Below are 17,499 nucleotides of genomic sequence, written 5' to 3' on the forward strand. Positions count from 1 at the left end.
TGATGGGGATTTCAGTCAGTCATGAAATAAAATCACTTGAGCAAAATATGCCATCGGTTGATGGGAAGAGTTTTCGTGAGAGCAATATTGATGATGTTCTCACCTCCTTATCTGATGTTATTTTTAAAATGTTCGAATTGTTTAAAAAAATGCGGGATTTACTGAATGCCTATAACCAAAAACAGCAAGAGTTAGGTTGGGATCTGCAAGTGAATTCAATGAGTCAGAAGCGCGAAGCCATTGATGATTCGTGTGCCGCATCTACATTCAGTGGGGCTGGTAATATAGTTTCTGGTATTTTCAGTTTTGGCGGTGGAGCCGCGAGTGTTAAGTGCGGTGAATTGACTAGCCACATCGGTTCTGGTTTGGGGGGGATAAGTGCTGGCGGCTGTAAAATTACAGAGGGCAATTTAGCTCGTGATGCCGAAATATCCCGCATGACCGGTGATCTACAAAACAGTAACTCACAATCTTATGCCAAAAGCATCAGTGAATTACAAAACAGTCTGAGTGAAAGTCGACAAAGTTCGAAGGAGTTCAGTAAAGATATCACCAATATCATTAATCAAATCGCCATGGCGATGAAGTTATAATGTATGGATGCTATTACTCGCGCGTTACGCGATAAAGGTTGTGAGGTTAAAACTGCCTACTTTGAAAATAGCGGTATCAAGATAGGCAGTGAGTTTTCTCTTTATGGTTATCGAGTGGTTTATCGTATTGAGTATAGCGAGCTTATTATTTGTTATCTGGAGGTTATAAATAAAGATGAATTGCCCGGTGATTTTTTAAAACTCTTTAATTTCTTATATTGTTTAGGTAAATGTACCGCTGAAATTTCAATTATCAGAATGTTGGTGATTGATAATATCGCCAATCCAACACTGCAACTCATCCGACATCGGTTAATTAAGGTTTTAAGGGCGAAAGGTGCATTCAGTAAAAACATCGTGGGTAATGATTGGTTACTATTTGATGTCAGCAGTAGGAAATAGAGTATGGGAGGTCAAATGGGTGATGCCAGTATTGGCGATTTACAAGCTATCTGTAGCCAAATAAATAGTGTGCTGAAAGAACAAGGTATTATTAACCCAAACATGATGGAGACTCAACAGCCCGTTAGCCAACCGGAGGTGCGGGCGATATATACGCGCGGTTATCAGGCCTGGCTCGCGGATGACTATATCGCGGCGATCGAAGATTTTTCCTGGCTTACATTACACTGCCCGTTAGAGCCACGATTCCATCTGGCATTAGCGGGAGCACTGCAAATGCAGCAGGAGTATGTACTGGCACTGAGCGCCTATGCTTGTGCATTGCTATTGGTGGCGGAGGATCCTGATCCTGTTTACCAGATGGCGATCTGTTTGCAGGCCCTGGGAAAGGGGGCGGATGCCAGAGAAGCGCTACAAACTGCCATTGAAATGAGTTATCTGAATCCGGAATACGCTCCCACCGCTGAAAAAGCTTTACGACTATTGAATAGAATATAAAGCAGACTCTCAGTCGTTATGGTTAATATTAAAGGAGCAAAATATGAGCTTGGAGCCTTGTCTTCCCGCTAAATCAGGTATTACCCCACCTACAATAACAGAAGAGAGGGTGGATATAAATAATAGTACCAAGCCAACTCTCTCCTCTCCCGATAAATTTGAAATTGCCAATGAATCAAAAATAGAAATTAATCATCTTATTGATCTTCAGGAAAAGGATTCAGCTGAATTATGCTGTGCCAGAGTTAAGCTGGCCAAAAAACAATTTTTTATCAATGTCATTGAGATGGCTGTTTCCTTAATTGCTTTTACTGTCAGTGTCGGGATGACGGTTTGTAGTGGGGGGGCCACCGCCCCTATATTGGTCCTGGTAGGGCTGAATCTTGTGTCATCGCTTGCAAATTTAGCCTGTGCTTATCATAACTGGGATTGCGCCAGCAAAGGTAAACCGGAACTGACAATGGGTAATGACGCACTACAACAGGTCGTTTTTATTTTAGCTAAAAATGCCCAGGTATCGCCCGAAAATGCAAAAAAAATTGCCCGCCTCACTTCGTATTTGATTAAAACGGGATTATTTGTTGCGTTAGGTGTCGTCGGTTTTGTTATCCATCCGATGATTAATAGTAACGTATGTTTACTCGCCAGGAATTATGCCCCCATATTGTCATCTATGCTGAGTACGGCCGCTACGGGAGTACTTAGCACATGGATTGAACATAATAATGATGAAATAGAAAATGCCTTAGATAAGCTAATTGAGAATGAAAAGGAAGTCGTTCGTCAAATAGCTTTATTGGAGGGGAAGTTAACTATTATCGCTGGATAGTAAAGTTAATTATTTTATCTAAAATAATCAGTAGCAATGGGCTTGTTAAGAGTTAAGGTCTAAACCGGATACCTATTAATTCAATATCTGTCAATCTTATCTTAAGGCTAGCAACATCCTAAGGAATATAATGAAAACAATACAATTCATTCTATTTAGGCAAGAGGGAATATTACGCCATGAAGGTGAGTGCCACACTGTATCTGCAGGAAATCTGGTTGTTGCTGATGAGCAGGCAACGGTATCTGCTTTTTCGCAAAGTGCTTCTATCTCAATATTGTGTCACTCCATTGATCTTTTACCCATATATCAAGATCTCGCGAGCCAGATGGTGTCGTCGAATAAGTTCCGTTTGCCCAGTAAGATATCTGATCACCACAAAATATTGCCAGTAAGTCACGATATTATTGGGGCGACTGAGAAATTACTTAATATCCAACGCACCACCGCATTAAGGTTTATTTACCTTTACTGTTTAGGCTTGGATTCCGTCTATTTCTCCCGATTATTAGAGTCAATCGTAGGGACAAATAACGAATTATTGGAGTTCTTTGAGAAGAATCGCCTCAACCCATGGACAGTTTCACGTTATGCCGATGAATTGGGGATTTCGACCCGTAAATTGAATTTTCTGTTCTACGAGAAGTTCGGGATGTCAGCCAAACAGTGGTTACTGGATCAACGGTTGAAAAAAGGTTGCGAACTGCTGCTCTCGACACGATTACGGGTGGCAGATATTGCCATGGAGTGTGGGTTTAGCAATCACGCCCATTTTTCTGATAGTTTCCGTCGCCGTTTTCAGCAGTGCCCATCCCATATGCGCTCACTAATGGAGTAAGGGGGATTGGATGGATATAAACGCGCTAGTTAATGAATTGACGCAGAGTATCAATAAGATAGGCCAGGATTTTCAAAGCCAGATGGCCTCGGGCAACCCTTCTGATCCTGAACATATGTTGAAGATGCAATTTGCTATGCAGCAGTATTCGTCTTACATCAATTTTAGTAGCGCCTTGATGAAGGGGATTAAAGATATGACCAGCGGAATCATTGCCAAAATATGACTTTACTTTCAGCAGCTTGCCGTCAATTAGTGGTTGAAGCCGCCCTGGCTGGAGTGAATCACAGCTTGCTGGATGAGGCTCGCAACATCCTGAATGTCCTGCCTCAATTAATACCCGATCCCTCGGTGCACCTAGTCTGTGAGGCGATGCTGCTATTTGGACTGCATCAACAGGATGATGCGCTGGCATTACTGGCAACGTCCCGGTCAGAGGAGGCGCAGGCGATGCTAGTTTTGCTGCAACAAGGTATGGCGACGGGCAATAAGTGACGGGTGCTGACAACAGTGCCGAGTCGTAACATTTTGATCAACAGGAGATTATTGGATGGAAATTGATGCTATTCAGGCTGCGACCACACTGAGTACCTCATTGCAGCCGCCCGCTAATAGCCAACAAATAGCCAAATTTACGCAGTTGATGCAACAAGCTGAACCCACGACTCCCATGCTTTCGCCTGATCAATTGCTGGTGATGCAGTCACAATGGACTCACGCCACATTAGCGGTTGATTTAACAGCTAAAGTAGCCGGAGTCGTCGGGCAGAACATCAATAAATTGGTCAATATGCAATGAAACAGCTGCGGCGTATGGTCGCGACATGGCTGGTTGTGGTCTCCCTCTCTGGTTGTGGTATGGAGCTGTATAGCGGGCTTTCGGAGGGAGAAGCGAATCAGATGCTGGCGTTGCTGATGCTGCACCAAATTAAGGCCGAAAAACAGTCGGATAAAGGGGGGGCGGTCAGTTTGAGTGTCGATAAGAACCAGTTTATTAACGCGGTTGAACTGTTGCGGCAAAATGGTTTTCCTCGCCAGCAATTCACCACGGTAGATGAGTTGTTTCCTTCGAATCAACTGGTGACCTCACCCGGCCAGGAGCAGGCCAAAATGGTCTATTTGAAAGAGCAGCAACTGGAGAGCATGTTGAGCCATATGGATGGGGTGATCCATGCTGATGTGACTATCGCCATGCCCGCACCAACCGACGGAAAAAGCAGTGTTCCCCATGCCGCCTCAGTGTTTATCAAGTATTCGCCTGAGGTCAATTTGTTGATTTATCAGCCGCAAATCAAGAACCTGATCCGCGATGCAGTGCCGGGTATTGATTACGCCCAGATTAGCGTGGTGATGCAGCCCGCTAATTATCGATTTAGTGCCACCCCGCCGGCGCAAAGTGGCATGGGGAGGGGGCTGCAATGGTTGCTCCGTCATGGCGAAATAGTGCAGATAGTTTTAGGTGCGTTGCTGATTTTGTTGGTGGGGTTGTCGACAGCCGGTTTGGTGCGCTATTTGCGCCGATAAGTGGCTAATGGAGGAAAAAACGATGATATTACCGTTCACGACTGATATCCGACATCTACACCAGTTAGCCTGGCAACCGGCTAAATTTGCCCACCCTTTATGGCTGGAAAAAGCGGGTGTCAAGGCAGAACATTACCACTATGGTCGCAGTCACGCGCTGGATAATGCCCTAAATCGCGTGCTAATTCGGCAGCGAAAATTTCCTGAACATCCATTGCCTGCCACACTGAGCCAGCAGCAGCAGTACCAAATGGCCGGGCATCAACAGCTATCATCCCGCTGTCTGGCGCTGGGGTTGGTGCACTTACAATGTGATGAGTATCTGCGCCTGCGCCACTACCGCGAGGGGCTTTTGCCGCTGCTGAATGAGAGAAACATTCAGCAACTGATGGGGCTGGGCTATCACGGCCATCTTCCGGCCAGATTAAGCCGGCAGCAACTGCCCAGTGTCGCATTGCGCTTTGGGCATCGTCTCGCGCATCAGGTTCGTCATGACGAAGTGGTCTGGCGGGCCATCTCTATTCAGTTACCGCCCCAGCCCCGTGCGCTCTCATTGCCTGCGGCGTTGTTGCTCTCGGCTGAACATTGGTTAGCCCGACTGGAGCGTTTGCTGTGAATCCTTTTCATCTCAGGGTCGAGGTGTTCGATTACCCACTGCCGACCGGCGTGATTATTCCCGCTATGCAGTTGCAGAAAATGACGCAGTGTCGCGATATGTTGTCTGACGCCCACAGGCAGGCGGCGGAGATACTACAGGCAGCCAGCGCTGAGAAAGCGCAACTGTTGGCGCAGGCAGAGCAGCAGGCGGAGCAGTTGATTGATCAGACCCGCAGCCAGATCGAAGCTGATGTGTTGGCGCAGCATATCCGTTGGTTAGTGACCGCCGACCAATTGACCTCTTCGCTGGTGACTCAGGCTCGCCAGCAGATCTTAACCGCGATCACCTCGGTGCTCACCGCGTGGGCCGGTCAGCAAGCCGTGGATCAGATGCTGATTCAGCATCTGGGGGCGCAAGTGGAGGCACTGGCGCAGGAGGATGCCCTGGTTTTGCGGGTGCACCCGCAGCATCTTTCGGCAGTAACCGTCGCGCTCGGGGGGCGAGTACCTTGTCTTGGCGATGAGTGTCTGGCTGAGGATGAAGCGCAATTAGCCTCACCTCTGCTGCAAATCAGCTTCTCGCTTCACCGCCACTTAGCGCAACTTTTTCTTTGGCTACAGCTAGCACCACCACCCCAGCAGGAGCTGACTCATGATCACTGCGAATAATATCTCCCCGGCCACGGTTCCTGAGCACTCGCTGGAACATGGAACCTTGCAGGGGGAAGTCATCCCCGCTCACTCGGTGATGACTCTAGCCGGCCAGGAGCTACTTGAGATCCGCCAGGCGGTGTTGGGTGAGAGCATAGAGGAGACGCTGGAGGAGATAGGGCTGAGTCTGGGGGCGCGGCTGAAAGATCAAAAATCGGTTGAGGCCGAGGAGCGTAATCAGCGCCGTCAACAGTTACTGGTGAAGCTGATAGCTCAGCTATCCGACAGTGCCAACACCCTGTTGCAGCAGAACATTCCGCCGGATCTGGATATTGCCTTGCTGGTCAGCAAACTCCAGCAAGGGGGGTTATCGGCAGGGCAGCAAATTTTACTGCTCGCCACCCTGCTGGCGAATTGCAAAGACAATCCGTTACGCCGCCGCAGTTTATCGCAATTACTGGGGCCGCTACTGGAGAGTGAGGGCTGGGAGGTCGAGCTATTTGGTCTGCTGGAGTTGGGTAGCGCCGGCAGCCGCTCACTGGGCGCGCTAAAGCAGCTGTTTCAGCAGAGTATTCATCAGAGTGGAGTGTCGGTCGCGGAGTGGTTCGCGCGAGTCAGCCGCTGGCCGCAGCGTCAACAACGCGTCCGCGTTTTGATGCGCGCCGTGGCCTTTGATTTAGCCAGCCAGCCGCCGCCCAAACAGGGTGAGCGCCTGGCTGCTACCCTCGACCAATTACGCCGCTTGTTGATGTTTCTTGGGTTGGAGGATCACTGCTGCCGCATGGGGAGTGCCTGCGGGGTTGCGGGGGATACCATCCTCAGTGAAGTGCTGGCCGTCGTGGGGCAGCCCTGGCTATTTAATAGCTGGCTAGCGCCACGGGTGGCGATAATAACTGGCCCGGATGCCAACTTGCAGCGGGGATTTATTCGCCGGTTTTATGAGCTGGTCAAGCTGATGCCGGTCGAGTGTTTCAATGATGAGGAGCAGCAAGCACAAATTTTGGCGGTACTGCTGGAGATCTGATTAGACACTTCAGGCGAATGCCCGATAGCCGCAAACCTGCGAGCTTCGTATCCTATCATTACTCTATTTATCAAAAAATTAAGCTAATTACTGACATCTGATTCAATGGGGCACTGGTTATGGAGATGGATCTATTTGTTACCCGTAACCTCCAGCTATTTATCCGCATGGCGGAGTTGCCCTGTTCGGTAATTACCGCTCGTATGCAGTGGCAGTTGGCACAGCGGGTGGTTTTTCTTGAGTGGCGAGCATCCGCCCTGCTGCTGAGTTGCGGCTTACAACATCGGCGCTATAACAGTGATGACCTACTGCGGCTTCAGCAGTGCTGGCGGCTCGAGCGATTTAATGGTGTGCCACAGCGCATCTACTTGTTGAAAACGGGCATCATGGTCAGTTGCTCGCCGCCCCCACAGACGGGGGCCGAATTTTGGTATCAACTCTATCGCCAACAGTGTGCCTTGTTGCGCCAACTGCCGGGAGAGTGCCCATGAGGGTGTCCGCACTGAAGCGCGGTTTGATGATGATCACTGCGCGGCAGGATATCTTTCTGGCGGTGATGCTGCTGGTGGCGATCTTTATGATGATCCTGCCACTGCCGACAGTGATGGTCGATGTGCTGATCGCCATCAATCTGGCCTTCTCGGTTATTCTGCTAATGATCTCCATCTATCTGCGCGACCCGCTCGAATTCTCGGTCTTCCCCTCGCTGTTACTGATCACCACCCTGTACCGGCTGGCGCTGACCATCAGTACCACGCGCTTAGTGCTGTTACAGCATGATGCCGGGCAAATCGTCGAAGCATTTGGTCAGTTTGTGGTCGGCGGTAACCTGGCGGTGGGATTGATCATCTTTACCATCATCACCGTGGTTCAGTTTATCGTGATCACCAAAGGCTCTGAGCGGGTGGCGGAGGTCAGCGCCCGCTTCACGCCCTGAGACATTCGACAAGCTTTTTATGGCTTCAGTAAGGGCGAGTGTCGCGCTTCGAGAGCCAGCAAATATTTCGCTTCGTCGTAGCGGGTTCTGGTCTTCCAGCAGCGGTAAATGATCCTTATCCATTTAAACGCCAGAGCCCGGATTGCAGATTGGTGAGATTTTCCTTTTTCTCGCAGTCCCTGATAATAAAGTCTGGCCCAGTATGATGAGTTAACCGTCTTGGCAGCCCATTCAACAAAGGTCTGCCTGACGAACTTGGCACACTGCCATCGCCAGTGAACCCAGGATTTCTGGCCACTTCGTTCTGTCACCGGTGCAATACCTGCGTAGTTTTGAATTTCTTCAGCGCTGTTAAACCGGTCACGGTTATCACCAAGTGCAGCAAGCATCCGTGGGCCCATACACGGCCCCATGCCCGGAAGTGATTTGAACAGCCCCGCATCTGGCAATGTGTCAAACAGCGTTTCGATTCGTTCGTCATAGGTTTTGATGATTTCACTCACGACTTTAATTTGTGTCGCCAGTGCTGTTGCCATCAAAGCATTAGCCTCTATAACACTCGGGTCTGTAGTCAATGGGATCGCGTTATCAATACTCGCAACACGTTGCTCGGTAAGGGCCATTGCGCGGCCACCTTTGGCATTCAGAAAGTTGCGGATCGTGTCGCGCCTGGCTCGTTTCAGTTGTTGCAGACTGGGCCACCGGATAATCAGCTCACACAACAGTAAGCTACCCCTATGTGAGAACCACTCCAGTGGCTGAGGATAATACTGTTTAAGCGTGTTGATTATCCGGTTCACAAAGCGTCGTTTATCTTCAACCAACTGACGACGTTGCTCAACCAGTTGCTGAAGTAAGCGAATATCCGCATTGTCGGGTTCAATAGCTTTTATCTTCTGGGGGTAACGCAGCATTAACTCTAATGCCAGCTCGGCATCCTGCGGATCATCTTTAGCGCCGCTGGGCGAGAAGGCTTGTCGGTAACGAGCCAGGGACAAAGCGTGGACGGGGAAAACGGTGATAAAGGGATATTTTTGAAGAGCATATACTACAGGGCCCTTCTTCAGTTCGAGAGCAATTGCGATTCTACCTTTTACTTTCTGGTGTAACTCAGTAAGCCAGGCATCAAGCGCTTCTGCTGTATGTTCAATCACATCGAATACGCGTTCACCGTTTTTAAACTGAACACAGACATCGTGTTTTTTATCAGCCCAGTCCAGACCAACGTGCGCAGCAAATTGATTAGTCACAGTCATCACCAACTCCTTTTTATCGGGGATTGGTATGCATTCCACGCTCTTCGAAAGAAATATAGCCAGCAGTTTATCTGCATGCCCTGAGTATTCGTTAGCGAACGTGGAGCACCTACTGGCTCGAAAGAAAAGCGGCGATCATCACGTGATTCTCGCTCAATATTCGTAACCAGTAAGCGCATACCCTGAATCACTTCAAAGTGTAATTCTCAGGGACCGAATGACTATATCTCGCTTGATGGTATGCCGGGCAAACAGATGAGCATTGATGGTGATATGCGCGCTGGTGTGATCGACTCTGCCGAAGCGGGGCGGTTGCGGGAGCGAGTACAAAAAGAGAGCCGCCTGTTTGGTGCTATGGACGGGGCGATGAAGTTCGTCAAAGGAGATGCGATTGCCGGGATCATTGTCATTCTGGTGAATATCTTTGGTGGCATCACTATTGGTGTACTGCAACATAATATGTCGGCGGAACAGGCGATGCTCACCTATGCGGTGCTCTCCGTGGGGGATGGCCTGTGCGCCCAAATCCCGTCACTACTGATCTCGATCACCGCTGGGATTATTGTGACCCGCGTCCCCGGCGCTCATAAGCAGAGTTTGGCGAAAGACTTGGCGGTGCAGGTGGGGCGTCAACCTGATGCCCTATGGCTAGCTGCGGGCATCCTGACGGTTTTTGCTCTGCTACCCGGTTTTCCCTTCCTGATTTTTATCACACTGGCGCTGCTGGTGGCGGCCCCCGCATTTTTACTCTATCGCAAAAATCACGCCACCCGGCGCGGTCATGGGGCCGATAGTGCCGAAGAGAGCGGGGCGGCACCAACTGATAAAATGACCCCCGGTGCAGTACCGCTAATACTCTGTTGCGCCCCCAATTTGTACTATCCCCAACTGGGGCGAGATATTGACGGTTTGCGCTGGCGCTGGTTTGAGCACCTTGGCGTACCGCTGCCGGAGGTGATGATCCGTCGTGATCCGGCATTGGCTGAAAATACCTTATCGATCCGCCTCTATCAGGAGTCGGTTTTGACCCTGACCCTCCCCTCGGATGAACTGTTATTGGTTCAGCCCACCAGTCAATTAGCCACACGTAGCCAGAAGTTGGGGGCGAAAATGGGCAGCTTTGAGTGGCTGGCCGCCGAGCAGGGCAGTCACGCCAGCACCCTGGGTATCCCTTACGCGCAAGGGAATCAGCGCACCCTTTACTGCCTGACGCGGGTGCTTGAGCGCCATACGGCTGAGTTTATCGGCGTGCAGGAGACCCGCTATCTGATGGATGCTATGGAGGGGCGCTACAGTGAATTAGTCAAAGAGTTACAGCGCCAGATGCCGGTGGGAAAAGTGGCTGAAATACTGCAACGGCTGGTGGAAGAGGATGTGTCGATCCGCGATTTGCGCACTATTTTCGGTGCGCTGGTGGCGTGGGCGCCGAAAGAGAAGGACAACGTGATGCTGACTGAATATGTCCGCATCGCCCTGCGCCGCCATGTGTGTGGTCGCTTCAGTAAAAACAGCGCCTGGTTACCGGTATTGCGGCTGGGGGAGGGGGCAGAGAATCTGATCCGCGAGTCGATTCGCCAGACCTCAGCAGGCACCTACTCCGCGCTGGACAATAAACACTCACGACTGATTCTCAGCAAAATAGCCGCCGCCTTTGCTGAAAACAGTGATGCGGTGCTACTGACCTCCATCGATATACGGCGTTTTCTGCGCAAAATTGTTGAGCGGGATATTTTCACGCTGCCGGTGCTCTCCTGGCAGGAACTGGGGGATGAGATGAATATCAGGGTGGTGGATACCATTGATCTTATTGGCGATGAGCTTGATGAGAGGCTAGGAGGTGGAGTTGCTGCAACTACCTGATATCGCAAATTTAAGCGCCCAGTTACAACAACAGTTGCAGCTGGCACTCTCCCCGCCAGATGGCATGGTGTATCGCGGGCCAATACTGGATGTCGGCCCGACTCTGGTCCGCGCCCATCTGCCCGGCGTGGCGTTAGGAGAGCTATGCCAGGTCGAAGCGCCGGATATGCTAGCGGAAGTGGTCGCCATTGAGCAAAAAACGGCGCTGCTCTCCCCTTTTGCCCCCCCTGCAGGCTTGCGCTGCGGGCAGTGGGTGCGCCCACTTGGCCATAGCCATCGTATCCGTACCGGGCCTGATTTGCTTGGGCGAATTCTGGATGGCTTGGGGGTGCCGATCGATAGCGGCCCGCCACTGCGCGGGCATTGGTGTGAGCTAGATAGCGCGCCGCCCGATCCGCTGGCTCGCCAGCCGATAGATCAGATACTCACTACCGGGATCCGCGCGGTGGATGGCCTTCTGAGCTGCGGTGAAGGGCAGCGGATCGGCATTTTTGCCGCCGCAGGCGTCGGGAAAAGCACCTTGCTGAGCATGCTCTGTGCTGGCAGCCGCGCGGAGGTGATGGTGCTGGCGCTGATTGGTGAGCGCGGCCGCGAAGTGCGGGAGTTTCTGGATCAAGTGCTGACACCCGAAGCGCGCGCCCGCACGGTAGTGGTGGTGGCGACCTCTGATCGTCCGGCGCTGGAGCGACTAAAAGGTATCTATACCGCCACCCGAGTCGCCGAATATTTCCGCGATCGCGGGCTAAAAGTGCTACTGATGGCAGATTCGCTAACGCGCTATGCCCGCGCGGCCCGCGAGATTGGTCTGGCGGCGGGAGAGCTACCGGCCGCGGGCAGTTTCCCCCCCAGTGTTTTTGCCGCGTTACCCCGGCTTTTGGAGCGGGCAGGCAATAGCGCACAGGGCAGCATTACCGCGTTTTACACCGTGCTGGTGGAGGGGGATGACATGAATGAGCCGGTGGCTGATGAGGTGCGCTCGCTATTGGATGGGCACATTGTGCTCTCGCGGAAACTGGCCGGGGCGGGCCACTATCCGGCGATTGATATTGCCGCCAGTGTCAGCCGCATCATGCCGCAAATTGTCACTGACGAACATTTGGCACTGGCGCAAAAACTGCGTCAAATGCAAGCCTGCTATCAGGAGATCGAACTGCTGGTGCGGGTAGGTGAATATCAGGCCGGAGATGACCCGCAGGCCGATGAGGCACTCGCGCGCTACCCCACCATCTGTGCCTTTTTGCAACAGGAGAACCGCCTATCGTGCAATCCCGACGCCGTCAGCCTCAGCAGCACACTCGCGCAACTCGCACAGGCGCTGGGCTAAAAAATCCGCAGTTAGTGATGTTGCAGCGCCTGCTAGTGCTGCGGCAACACAAAGAGCGGCGATTGCGCCAGCAATTGGCCCACCTGCGGCAGGCCTATCAGCAGCGGGAACAGCAATTAGCGGATTGTCGCCGCGAACGCCAGCAGCTATGTCAGCAGCTACAAAAACTGGCGCAGTGGCGCGGCAACTTACTGCCCGCGCAAGCTAGTGCCCAGCGAGAGCGGCAACATGAGTTGTATCAGGCGGAGCGACAGCGGCAAAAACAGATTGGCGAGTGGGTCGCGCTGGGGCAGCAACAACTGGCCGCAATTGAAGCACAACAGCTGCTGTTACGGCGTAATCAACGTGAACAAGAGAAGTTAGGGATGCTAATTAACCATGAGTCGAATCGATATTGAAGGCGCACTATCACTGCTCAGCACGGACCATTTTAGGGGCGAACCGCCAGGTTTAGGCCGTGAGCGGCAACAGCAGCAGTTTGCCCGCTATCTGCCACCACGATTGCGATCCTCGCAAACGATGGCCGAAGCCATTGCCTCGGCGGGGGGCGGCAACCCGATGCAGGCAGAGTACGGCATTGTCAGCGGGCCACTCTCCGGCGCTCGGGTCAGTGTCACTCTGGCGACCCACGGCCTGAACATTGTGCTCAGCCACACCAATCCTGACCTGATTACACGTTTACAACGGATGCAGGCTCGCTGGCAGCGACAACTACATACCTTGGGTTTCCCCTGCTTGCTGGAGGTCACTGATGCTGGCGTGTCTGACGGCTGAGTTGCGCCAACTGAGCGCGGTGATTGGTCGCGGGCGACAGAGTGCTGGGGTGACGGCCACCCTGATGCTGACCGAGGGCGAGGGGGTCTATCTGCCGCTGCACTATAGCGGTGAAGCCTGCGGTATTTGGCTCTCTCGGCCCTGCTGGCAAAACTGGCTGGCCTCGTCACTGGCGACGGACGATCCACAGGTTTTGGCGAGCGAGCTGGTGGTTGCCATGGCGAATTGGGCACTCAACCCGCTGTTGACCCCCCTGCCGGATCTGGTGATCCACAGTCAACTCCCACAGCCAATGACACTGTTAAGCCAATGGGTGGTGACACTGACGTTCGAGCTGGAGGGAGAGCCACTGAGTGCGGTGCTGCTTGATTGGCCGCTGACGGCATTGGCGGACACTTTATCTGATTGGCAGGGCGAGCAGGCCCCTGCGCAAGAGATGCAGTGGCAGGCCAGTTTGCTGGTGGGCTGGTGCCGCTTATCACTGAGCCAATTGCAGCAACTCAGGCCCGGTGATGGAGTGCGGGTTACCGCCGCCGCCGCGTTAGAACAAGGAAACTGCTGGTTATGGCAAATGGCTTCGCCGCAGATTTATATCAAGCTGGAGGAGGGGAACCAAATGACCATTCAGCAGATTAATGACGATATTGACCACTTGCTAGCACTCGATACCGCCGCGCTAGCTAAGGAGCCGCAACCCCTGGTGCTCGATCACTTACCGCAAACACTGGTAATGGAAATTGGGCGGATAGCAGTGCCGCTAGGGGAGATCAAGCAACTGGCCGTCGGACAAACACTAAATTGCCAGACCAGCGTCTACGGGGAGGTCAATATTCGCCTCAATGGACAGCCGGTCGGGAGTGGGAGTTTGTTGCGGTGTGGTGAGGATTTAGTGGTTAGGATCGATCAATGGCACCTTACCCTGCGGCCTTGACGCCACAGCGGTGTTAGCGGCACTCACGCGCCCGAATCACTTACTGGAGTAAGCTCATCGGGACTTGTTCATTTGCTGCCTTGCTGTAACGCCAATGACTTTGGGTACTCCCTGCGGCCTTGACGCCACAGCGGTGTTAGCGGCACTCACGCGCCCGAATCACTTACTGGAGTAAGCTCATCGGGACTTGTTCACTTGCTGCCTTGCTGTAACGCCAATGACTTTGGGTACTCCCTGCGGCCTTGACGCCACAGCGGTGTTAGCGGCACTCACGCGCCCGAATCACTTACTGGAGTAAGCTCATCGGGACTTGTTCACTTGCTGCCTTGCTGTAACGCCAATGACTTTGGGTACTCCCTGCGGCCTTGACGCCACAGCGGTGTTAGCGGCACTCACGCGCCCGAATCACTTACTGGAGTAAGCTCATCGGGACTTGTTCATTTGCTGCCTTGCTGTAACGCCAATGACTTTGGGTACTCCCTGCGGCCTTGACGCCACAGCGGTGTTTTCAGGTTATGACCTGATTCCTGAGAGGATAGACAATAAGAATACTGTGGGAACTCATTTTTAACTCAACAGGCCAGCTGTTGCGGAACCGACTATGGAGTTACTGAACTCGTCCTCTCAATTGATTCTGCTGCTTTTTTTTCTATCACTGCTGCCCCTGCTGGTGGTGATGGGGACGTCGTTTCTCAAGTTATCCATCGTCTTTTCATTGCTGCGCAATGCGTTGGGGGTGCAGCAAGTCCCCCCAATATCGCCATTTACGGTCTGGCACTGGTATTGACCATATTTATCATGGCGCCGGTGGGATTAGATGTACATGCCCGCCTTCAGGATGAGCCGCTACCCAATGAGATCGGCGCGTTACTCGAGCATATTGATAAGCATGCGCTGGGGCCATACCGCGATTTTTTGCAGCGCAATACTGATGCTGAGCAAGCCACTTTCTTTAACGATATCGTCCAAACCAAGTGGCCAGAACGTTTGCGCGATAGCGTAAAACCTAGCTCACTGCTGATATTAATGCCCGCCTTTACCCTAAGCCAACTGACGGAAGCTTTCAAAATTGGCCTGTTGCTCTACCTGCCGTTTGTGGCGATCGATCTGATCGTCTCCAATATTTTGCTGGCGATGGGCATGATGATGGTGTCACCCATCACCATTTCACTGCCATTTAAGCTATTGATATTCATACTCGTTAATGGTTGGGGGCTACTGATGGGCCAGTTGGTGGGGTCCTACTTATGACTCTCCTCCAGAGGCGGTCGCAATGAGCAATGCCATTGTTATTCATCTGGCGACCCAGTTGCTATGGATAGTGCTCCTGCTGTCGATGCCGGTGGTGGTGGTGGCCTCCGTGGTCGGGTTAGTTGTCAGTCTGTTGCAGGCACTCACCCAAATTCAGGATCAGACCTTACAGTTTTTGATTAAGTTGCTGGCGGTATCCGCCACATTACTGATTACTTATCACTGGATGGGGTCGACACTGCTCAATTATACCCAGCAGACTTTTTTACAAATCACCAGTATGCGAACCTAATATGCATGATTTCGTGTACTGGCTAGGGGCGCTGGGGTTGGCCATGATGCGCCCCTATGGCACGTTGCTGATATTGCCACTCTTTACCGCCCGCAGCTTGGGTAGTGCTTTATTGCGCAATGCCTTGATTTTCGCCATCGCCCTGCCTATCACCCCTCTCTTTTTTAGCCCATCACTCATGACTCACGAGAGTTTCACCGCGTGGTTTGGGCTGTTCTGCACTGAGTTACTGATTGGGGTGATGATTGGCTTTGTGGCCGCCTTACCTTTCTGGGCCATCGACATGGCGGGCTTTTTGATTGATACCTTGCGCGGCGCGACGATGTCGACCCTGTTTAACCCCAGCATGGGCATGGAGTCCTCCATTTTTGGTGTGCTATTTACCCAGCTATTAACTGTGCTGTTTTTGATCTCCGGCGGATTTAACCTGGTGCTGGGCGCGCTCTATGGCTCCTATGACACTCTGCCGATAGGCAGTGGTATTCATCCCTCATCGGCCATGCTGCCATTTCTGCAAAGTGAGTGGCAACTGATGTATGAGCTGTGTCTGAGCTTTGCGCTACCCGCGATGATGGTGATGGTGTTGGCGGATTTATCCTTGGGGTTAATCAATCGTTCGGCGCAGCAATTGAATGTTTTCTTCCTGGCGATGCCGATTAAGAGCGCGCTGGCACTGTTGCTGCTACTCATTAGCCTCCCTTACGCGCTACATCACTACTTGGTAGGCATTAACCACACCGAGCAGAAATTAAGCACATTGGTCCCACTGATAAGTCAGGCCGCCGATGAGCGGTGAGAGCGGCGAGAAGAACGAAAAGCCGACGGCAAAGCGCCTGAAAGAGGCGCGAGAAAAAGGGCAGGTGATTAAGAGTGTTGAAATCACCTCCGGCCTACAGTTGGTGGTGCTGGTCACCTATTTCCTGCTGACCGGTTACACCTTGGTGGAACAGGCCAAGGTACTTATTCGCGACACTATCGAGCAGTTACATCAGCCACTGACCATGGCGCTGGCCCATATTGGCAGCGAATGTCTGGCGGTGCTGCTCCACATTATGGGGATACTCGGTGGCGCACTGGTTTTAATCACGATTATCTCCGGTTTTGCTCAGGTCGGGCCGCTGATGGCGACCAAAGCGGTGGAGTTTAAAGGCGAACATATCAATCCCATCAATAACGCCAAGCAGCTTTTTTCACTGCGCAGTCTGTTTGAGTTAACCAAATCACTGCTGAAAGTGGGCGTCCTCACCCTGATTTTTGGCTATTTATTGATGCACTATGCGGCCTCATTGGGTTATCTGGCTTACTGCGGTAGCCAATGTGCCATCCCCGTATTCGCCACATTGATGGGTTGGCTATTGGGCGCGCTGATTGCTTGTTACATGGTTTTCTCTTTGATGGATTATGCTTTTCAGCGCTACAACACCATGAAACAGCTGAAAATGTCTCTCGAGGAGGTCAAGCGGGAGTATAAAGAGAGTGACGGCGATCCGCACATTAAGCAGAAGCGCCGCCAGTTGCAGCAGGAAGTACAAAGTGGCAGTTTTGCTAAAAATGTCCAGCGCGCCACGGCGGTGGTGCGTAACCCCACCCATTTTGCCGTCTGCCTGCTTTATCACCCTGAGGATGCGCCGCTGCCGGTGGTGATTGAGAAGGGCCATGGTGAACGAGCGGCCTTGATTATCAAACTGGCGGAGCAGCAAGGGATCCCGGTGGTGGAAAATATTGCCCTGGCGCGGGCGCTGCATCACGGCGTGGCCTGTGGCGAGACCATCCCCGAGCAATTTTTTGAGCCGGTAGCCGCCCTTCTACGCATGGCTTTGGCGTTGGAGTATCAACCGCAGCAGGAGGATGACCCCTGATCAGCGCGGCATTACCACGACTATGGTGCGCTTAATGAGTTAACTTTTAATTAACATTC

Annotated in this window: 21 protein-coding genes and 3 pseudogenes; 23 read left to right on the top strand and 1 reads right to left on the bottom strand. The window is 52.2% G+C overall.

Going from position 1 to position 17,499, the window contains the following annotated elements; genetic code table 11:
- Nucleotides 1–2: 2 nt before the first annotated feature.
- The 14 genes and pseudogenes from sseD to HRK25_RS07890 all read left to right on the top strand — a co-directional run.
- Nucleotides 3–593, top strand: coding sequence for a type III secretion system translocon protein SseD (gene sseD / locus HRK25_RS07825; RefSeq protein ID WP_032898686.1), 591 nt, complete (start codon nucleotides 3–5; stop codon nucleotides 591–593).
- A gap of 3 nt (nucleotides 594–596) precedes the next feature.
- The gene (gene sseE / locus HRK25_RS07830; protein WP_005278155.1) at nucleotides 597–995 is read left to right on the top strand and encodes a type III secretion system effector protein SseE; all 399 of its coding nucleotides are present in this window, start codon (nucleotides 597–599) and stop codon (nucleotides 993–995) included.
- A 15-nt stretch (nucleotides 996–1,010) separates the two neighbouring features.
- Complete coding sequence (locus tag HRK25_RS07835) at nucleotides 1,011–1,493, top strand: hypothetical protein (RefSeq protein ID WP_005278152.1); 483 nt, start codon at nucleotides 1,011–1,013, stop codon at nucleotides 1,491–1,493.
- A 43-nt stretch (nucleotides 1,494–1,536) separates the two neighbouring features.
- The gene (locus HRK25_RS07840) at nucleotides 1,537–2,322 is read left to right on the top strand and encodes a hypothetical protein (protein ID WP_005278150.1); all 786 of its coding nucleotides are present in this window, start codon (nucleotides 1,537–1,539) and stop codon (nucleotides 2,320–2,322) included.
- 130 nt (nucleotides 2,323–2,452) lie between these two features.
- Entirely contained in the window at nucleotides 2,453–3,160 is a 708-nt protein-coding gene (locus tag HRK25_RS07845) for a helix-turn-helix transcriptional regulator (RefSeq protein WP_005278148.1), read from the top strand.
- Between the two features lie 10 nt (nucleotides 3,161–3,170).
- Entirely contained in the window at nucleotides 3,171–3,386 is a 216-nt protein-coding gene (gene sctF, locus HRK25_RS07850; RefSeq protein ID WP_005278146.1) for a type III secretion system needle filament subunit SctF, read from the top strand.
- Complete coding sequence (locus tag HRK25_RS07855; protein WP_032898685.1) at nucleotides 3,383–3,655, top strand: EscG/YscG/SsaH family type III secretion system needle protein co-chaperone; 273 nt, start codon at nucleotides 3,383–3,385, stop codon at nucleotides 3,653–3,655. Before sctF ends, HRK25_RS07855 begins: the two co-directional genes overlap by 4 nt.
- A gap of 55 nt (nucleotides 3,656–3,710) precedes the next feature.
- Complete coding sequence (gene sctI, locus HRK25_RS07860) at nucleotides 3,711–3,959, top strand: type III secretion system inner rod subunit SctI (RefSeq protein WP_005278142.1); 249 nt, start codon at nucleotides 3,711–3,713, stop codon at nucleotides 3,957–3,959.
- The gene (sctJ, locus tag HRK25_RS07865; RefSeq protein WP_032898684.1) at nucleotides 3,956–4,684 is read left to right on the top strand and encodes a type III secretion system inner membrane ring lipoprotein SctJ; all 729 of its coding nucleotides are present in this window, start codon (nucleotides 3,956–3,958) and stop codon (nucleotides 4,682–4,684) included. The genes sctI and sctJ overlap by 4 nt, the downstream gene beginning before the upstream one ends.
- Before the next feature lie 22 nt (nucleotides 4,685–4,706).
- On the top strand, nucleotides 4,707–5,300 hold the full coding sequence (locus tag HRK25_RS07870) for a type III secretion system domain-containing protein (RefSeq protein WP_032898682.1): 594 nt from the start codon (nucleotides 4,707–4,709) through the stop codon (nucleotides 5,298–5,300).
- Nucleotides 5,297–5,950, top strand: a complete 654-nt coding sequence (gene sctL, locus HRK25_RS07875) for a type III secretion system stator protein SctL (protein ID WP_032898681.1) — start codon at nucleotides 5,297–5,299, stop codon at nucleotides 5,948–5,950. The genes HRK25_RS07870 and sctL overlap by 4 nt, the downstream gene beginning before the upstream one ends.
- Nucleotides 5,934–6,956 (top strand): TyeA family type III secretion system gatekeeper subunit, encoded by a 1,023-nt coding sequence (locus tag HRK25_RS07880; RefSeq protein WP_032898679.1) that lies wholly within the window; start codon nucleotides 5,934–5,936, stop codon nucleotides 6,954–6,956. Before sctL ends, HRK25_RS07880 begins: the two co-directional genes overlap by 17 nt.
- Before the next feature lie 119 nt (nucleotides 6,957–7,075).
- On the top strand, nucleotides 7,076–7,447 hold the full coding sequence (locus HRK25_RS07885; protein WP_005278136.1) for a hypothetical protein: 372 nt from the start codon (nucleotides 7,076–7,078) through the stop codon (nucleotides 7,445–7,447).
- A pseudogene (locus tag HRK25_RS07890) lies at nucleotides 7,444–7,887 on the top strand (FHIPEP family type III secretion protein); the annotation flags it as partial. The gene HRK25_RS07885 and the pseudogene HRK25_RS07890, both read left to right, overlap by 4 nt.
- 23 nt (nucleotides 7,888–7,910) lie before the next feature.
- Here HRK25_RS07890 and HRK25_RS07895 read toward each other — a convergent pair.
- The gene (locus tag HRK25_RS07895) at nucleotides 7,911–9,149 is read right to left on the bottom strand and encodes an IS110-like element ISEsa2 family transposase (RefSeq protein WP_032899238.1); all 1,239 of its coding nucleotides are present in this window, start codon (nucleotides 9,147–9,149) and stop codon (nucleotides 7,911–7,913) included.
- 228 nt (nucleotides 9,150–9,377) lie between these two features.
- Here HRK25_RS07895 and HRK25_RS07900 point away from each other — a divergent pair.
- The 9 genes and pseudogenes from HRK25_RS07900 to HRK25_RS07940 form a co-directional block, all read left to right on the top strand.
- A pseudogene (locus HRK25_RS07900) lies at nucleotides 9,378–11,009 on the top strand (FHIPEP family type III secretion protein); the annotation flags it as partial.
- Nucleotides 10,996–12,333, top strand: a complete 1,338-nt coding sequence (locus HRK25_RS07905; RefSeq protein ID WP_032899164.1) for an EscN/YscN/HrcN family type III secretion system ATPase — start codon at nucleotides 10,996–10,998, stop codon at nucleotides 12,331–12,333. The pseudogene HRK25_RS07900 and the gene HRK25_RS07905, both read left to right, overlap by 14 nt.
- 17 nt (nucleotides 12,334–12,350) lie before the next feature.
- Complete coding sequence (locus HRK25_RS07910; protein WP_005279834.1) at nucleotides 12,351–12,731, top strand: hypothetical protein; 381 nt, start codon at nucleotides 12,351–12,353, stop codon at nucleotides 12,729–12,731.
- Nucleotides 12,712–13,107: a hypothetical protein gene (locus tag HRK25_RS07915; protein ID WP_032899162.1), complete on the top strand. Its 396-nt coding sequence runs from the start codon at nucleotides 12,712–12,714 to the stop codon at nucleotides 13,105–13,107. Before HRK25_RS07910 ends, HRK25_RS07915 begins: the two co-directional genes overlap by 20 nt.
- Nucleotides 13,085–14,038, top strand: coding sequence for a YscQ/HrcQ family type III secretion apparatus protein (locus HRK25_RS07920; protein WP_099460595.1), 954 nt, complete (start codon nucleotides 13,085–13,087; stop codon nucleotides 14,036–14,038). The genes HRK25_RS07915 and HRK25_RS07920 overlap by 23 nt, the downstream gene beginning before the upstream one ends.
- Before the next feature lie 676 nt (nucleotides 14,039–14,714).
- Nucleotides 14,715–15,289, top strand: a pseudogene (sctR, locus tag HRK25_RS07925) (type III secretion system export apparatus subunit SctR).
- Nucleotides 15,290–15,311: 22 nt separating this feature from the next.
- Nucleotides 15,312–15,581 carry an EscS/YscS/HrcS family type III secretion system export apparatus protein gene (locus HRK25_RS07930; protein WP_005276676.1) on the top strand — a complete coding sequence of 90 codons (270 nt, stop codon included), beginning with the start codon at nucleotides 15,312–15,314 and terminating at the stop codon, nucleotides 15,579–15,581.
- A 1-nt stretch (nucleotide 15,582) separates the two neighbouring features.
- Nucleotides 15,583–16,377, top strand: a complete 795-nt coding sequence (locus HRK25_RS07935; RefSeq protein ID WP_005276675.1) for an EscT/YscT/HrcT family type III secretion system export apparatus protein — start codon at nucleotides 15,583–15,585, stop codon at nucleotides 16,375–16,377.
- Nucleotides 16,367–17,440, top strand: coding sequence for an EscU/YscU/HrcU family type III secretion system export apparatus switch protein (locus HRK25_RS07940; protein WP_032898370.1), 1,074 nt, complete (start codon nucleotides 16,367–16,369; stop codon nucleotides 17,438–17,440). The genes HRK25_RS07935 and HRK25_RS07940 overlap by 11 nt, the downstream gene beginning before the upstream one ends.
- Nucleotides 17,441–17,499 lie beyond the last annotated feature (59 nt).

This window comes from Yersinia bercovieri ATCC 43970, from assembly GCF_013282745.1.
Classification (GTDB): Bacteria; Pseudomonadota; Gammaproteobacteria; order Enterobacterales; family Enterobacteriaceae; genus Yersinia; species Yersinia bercovieri.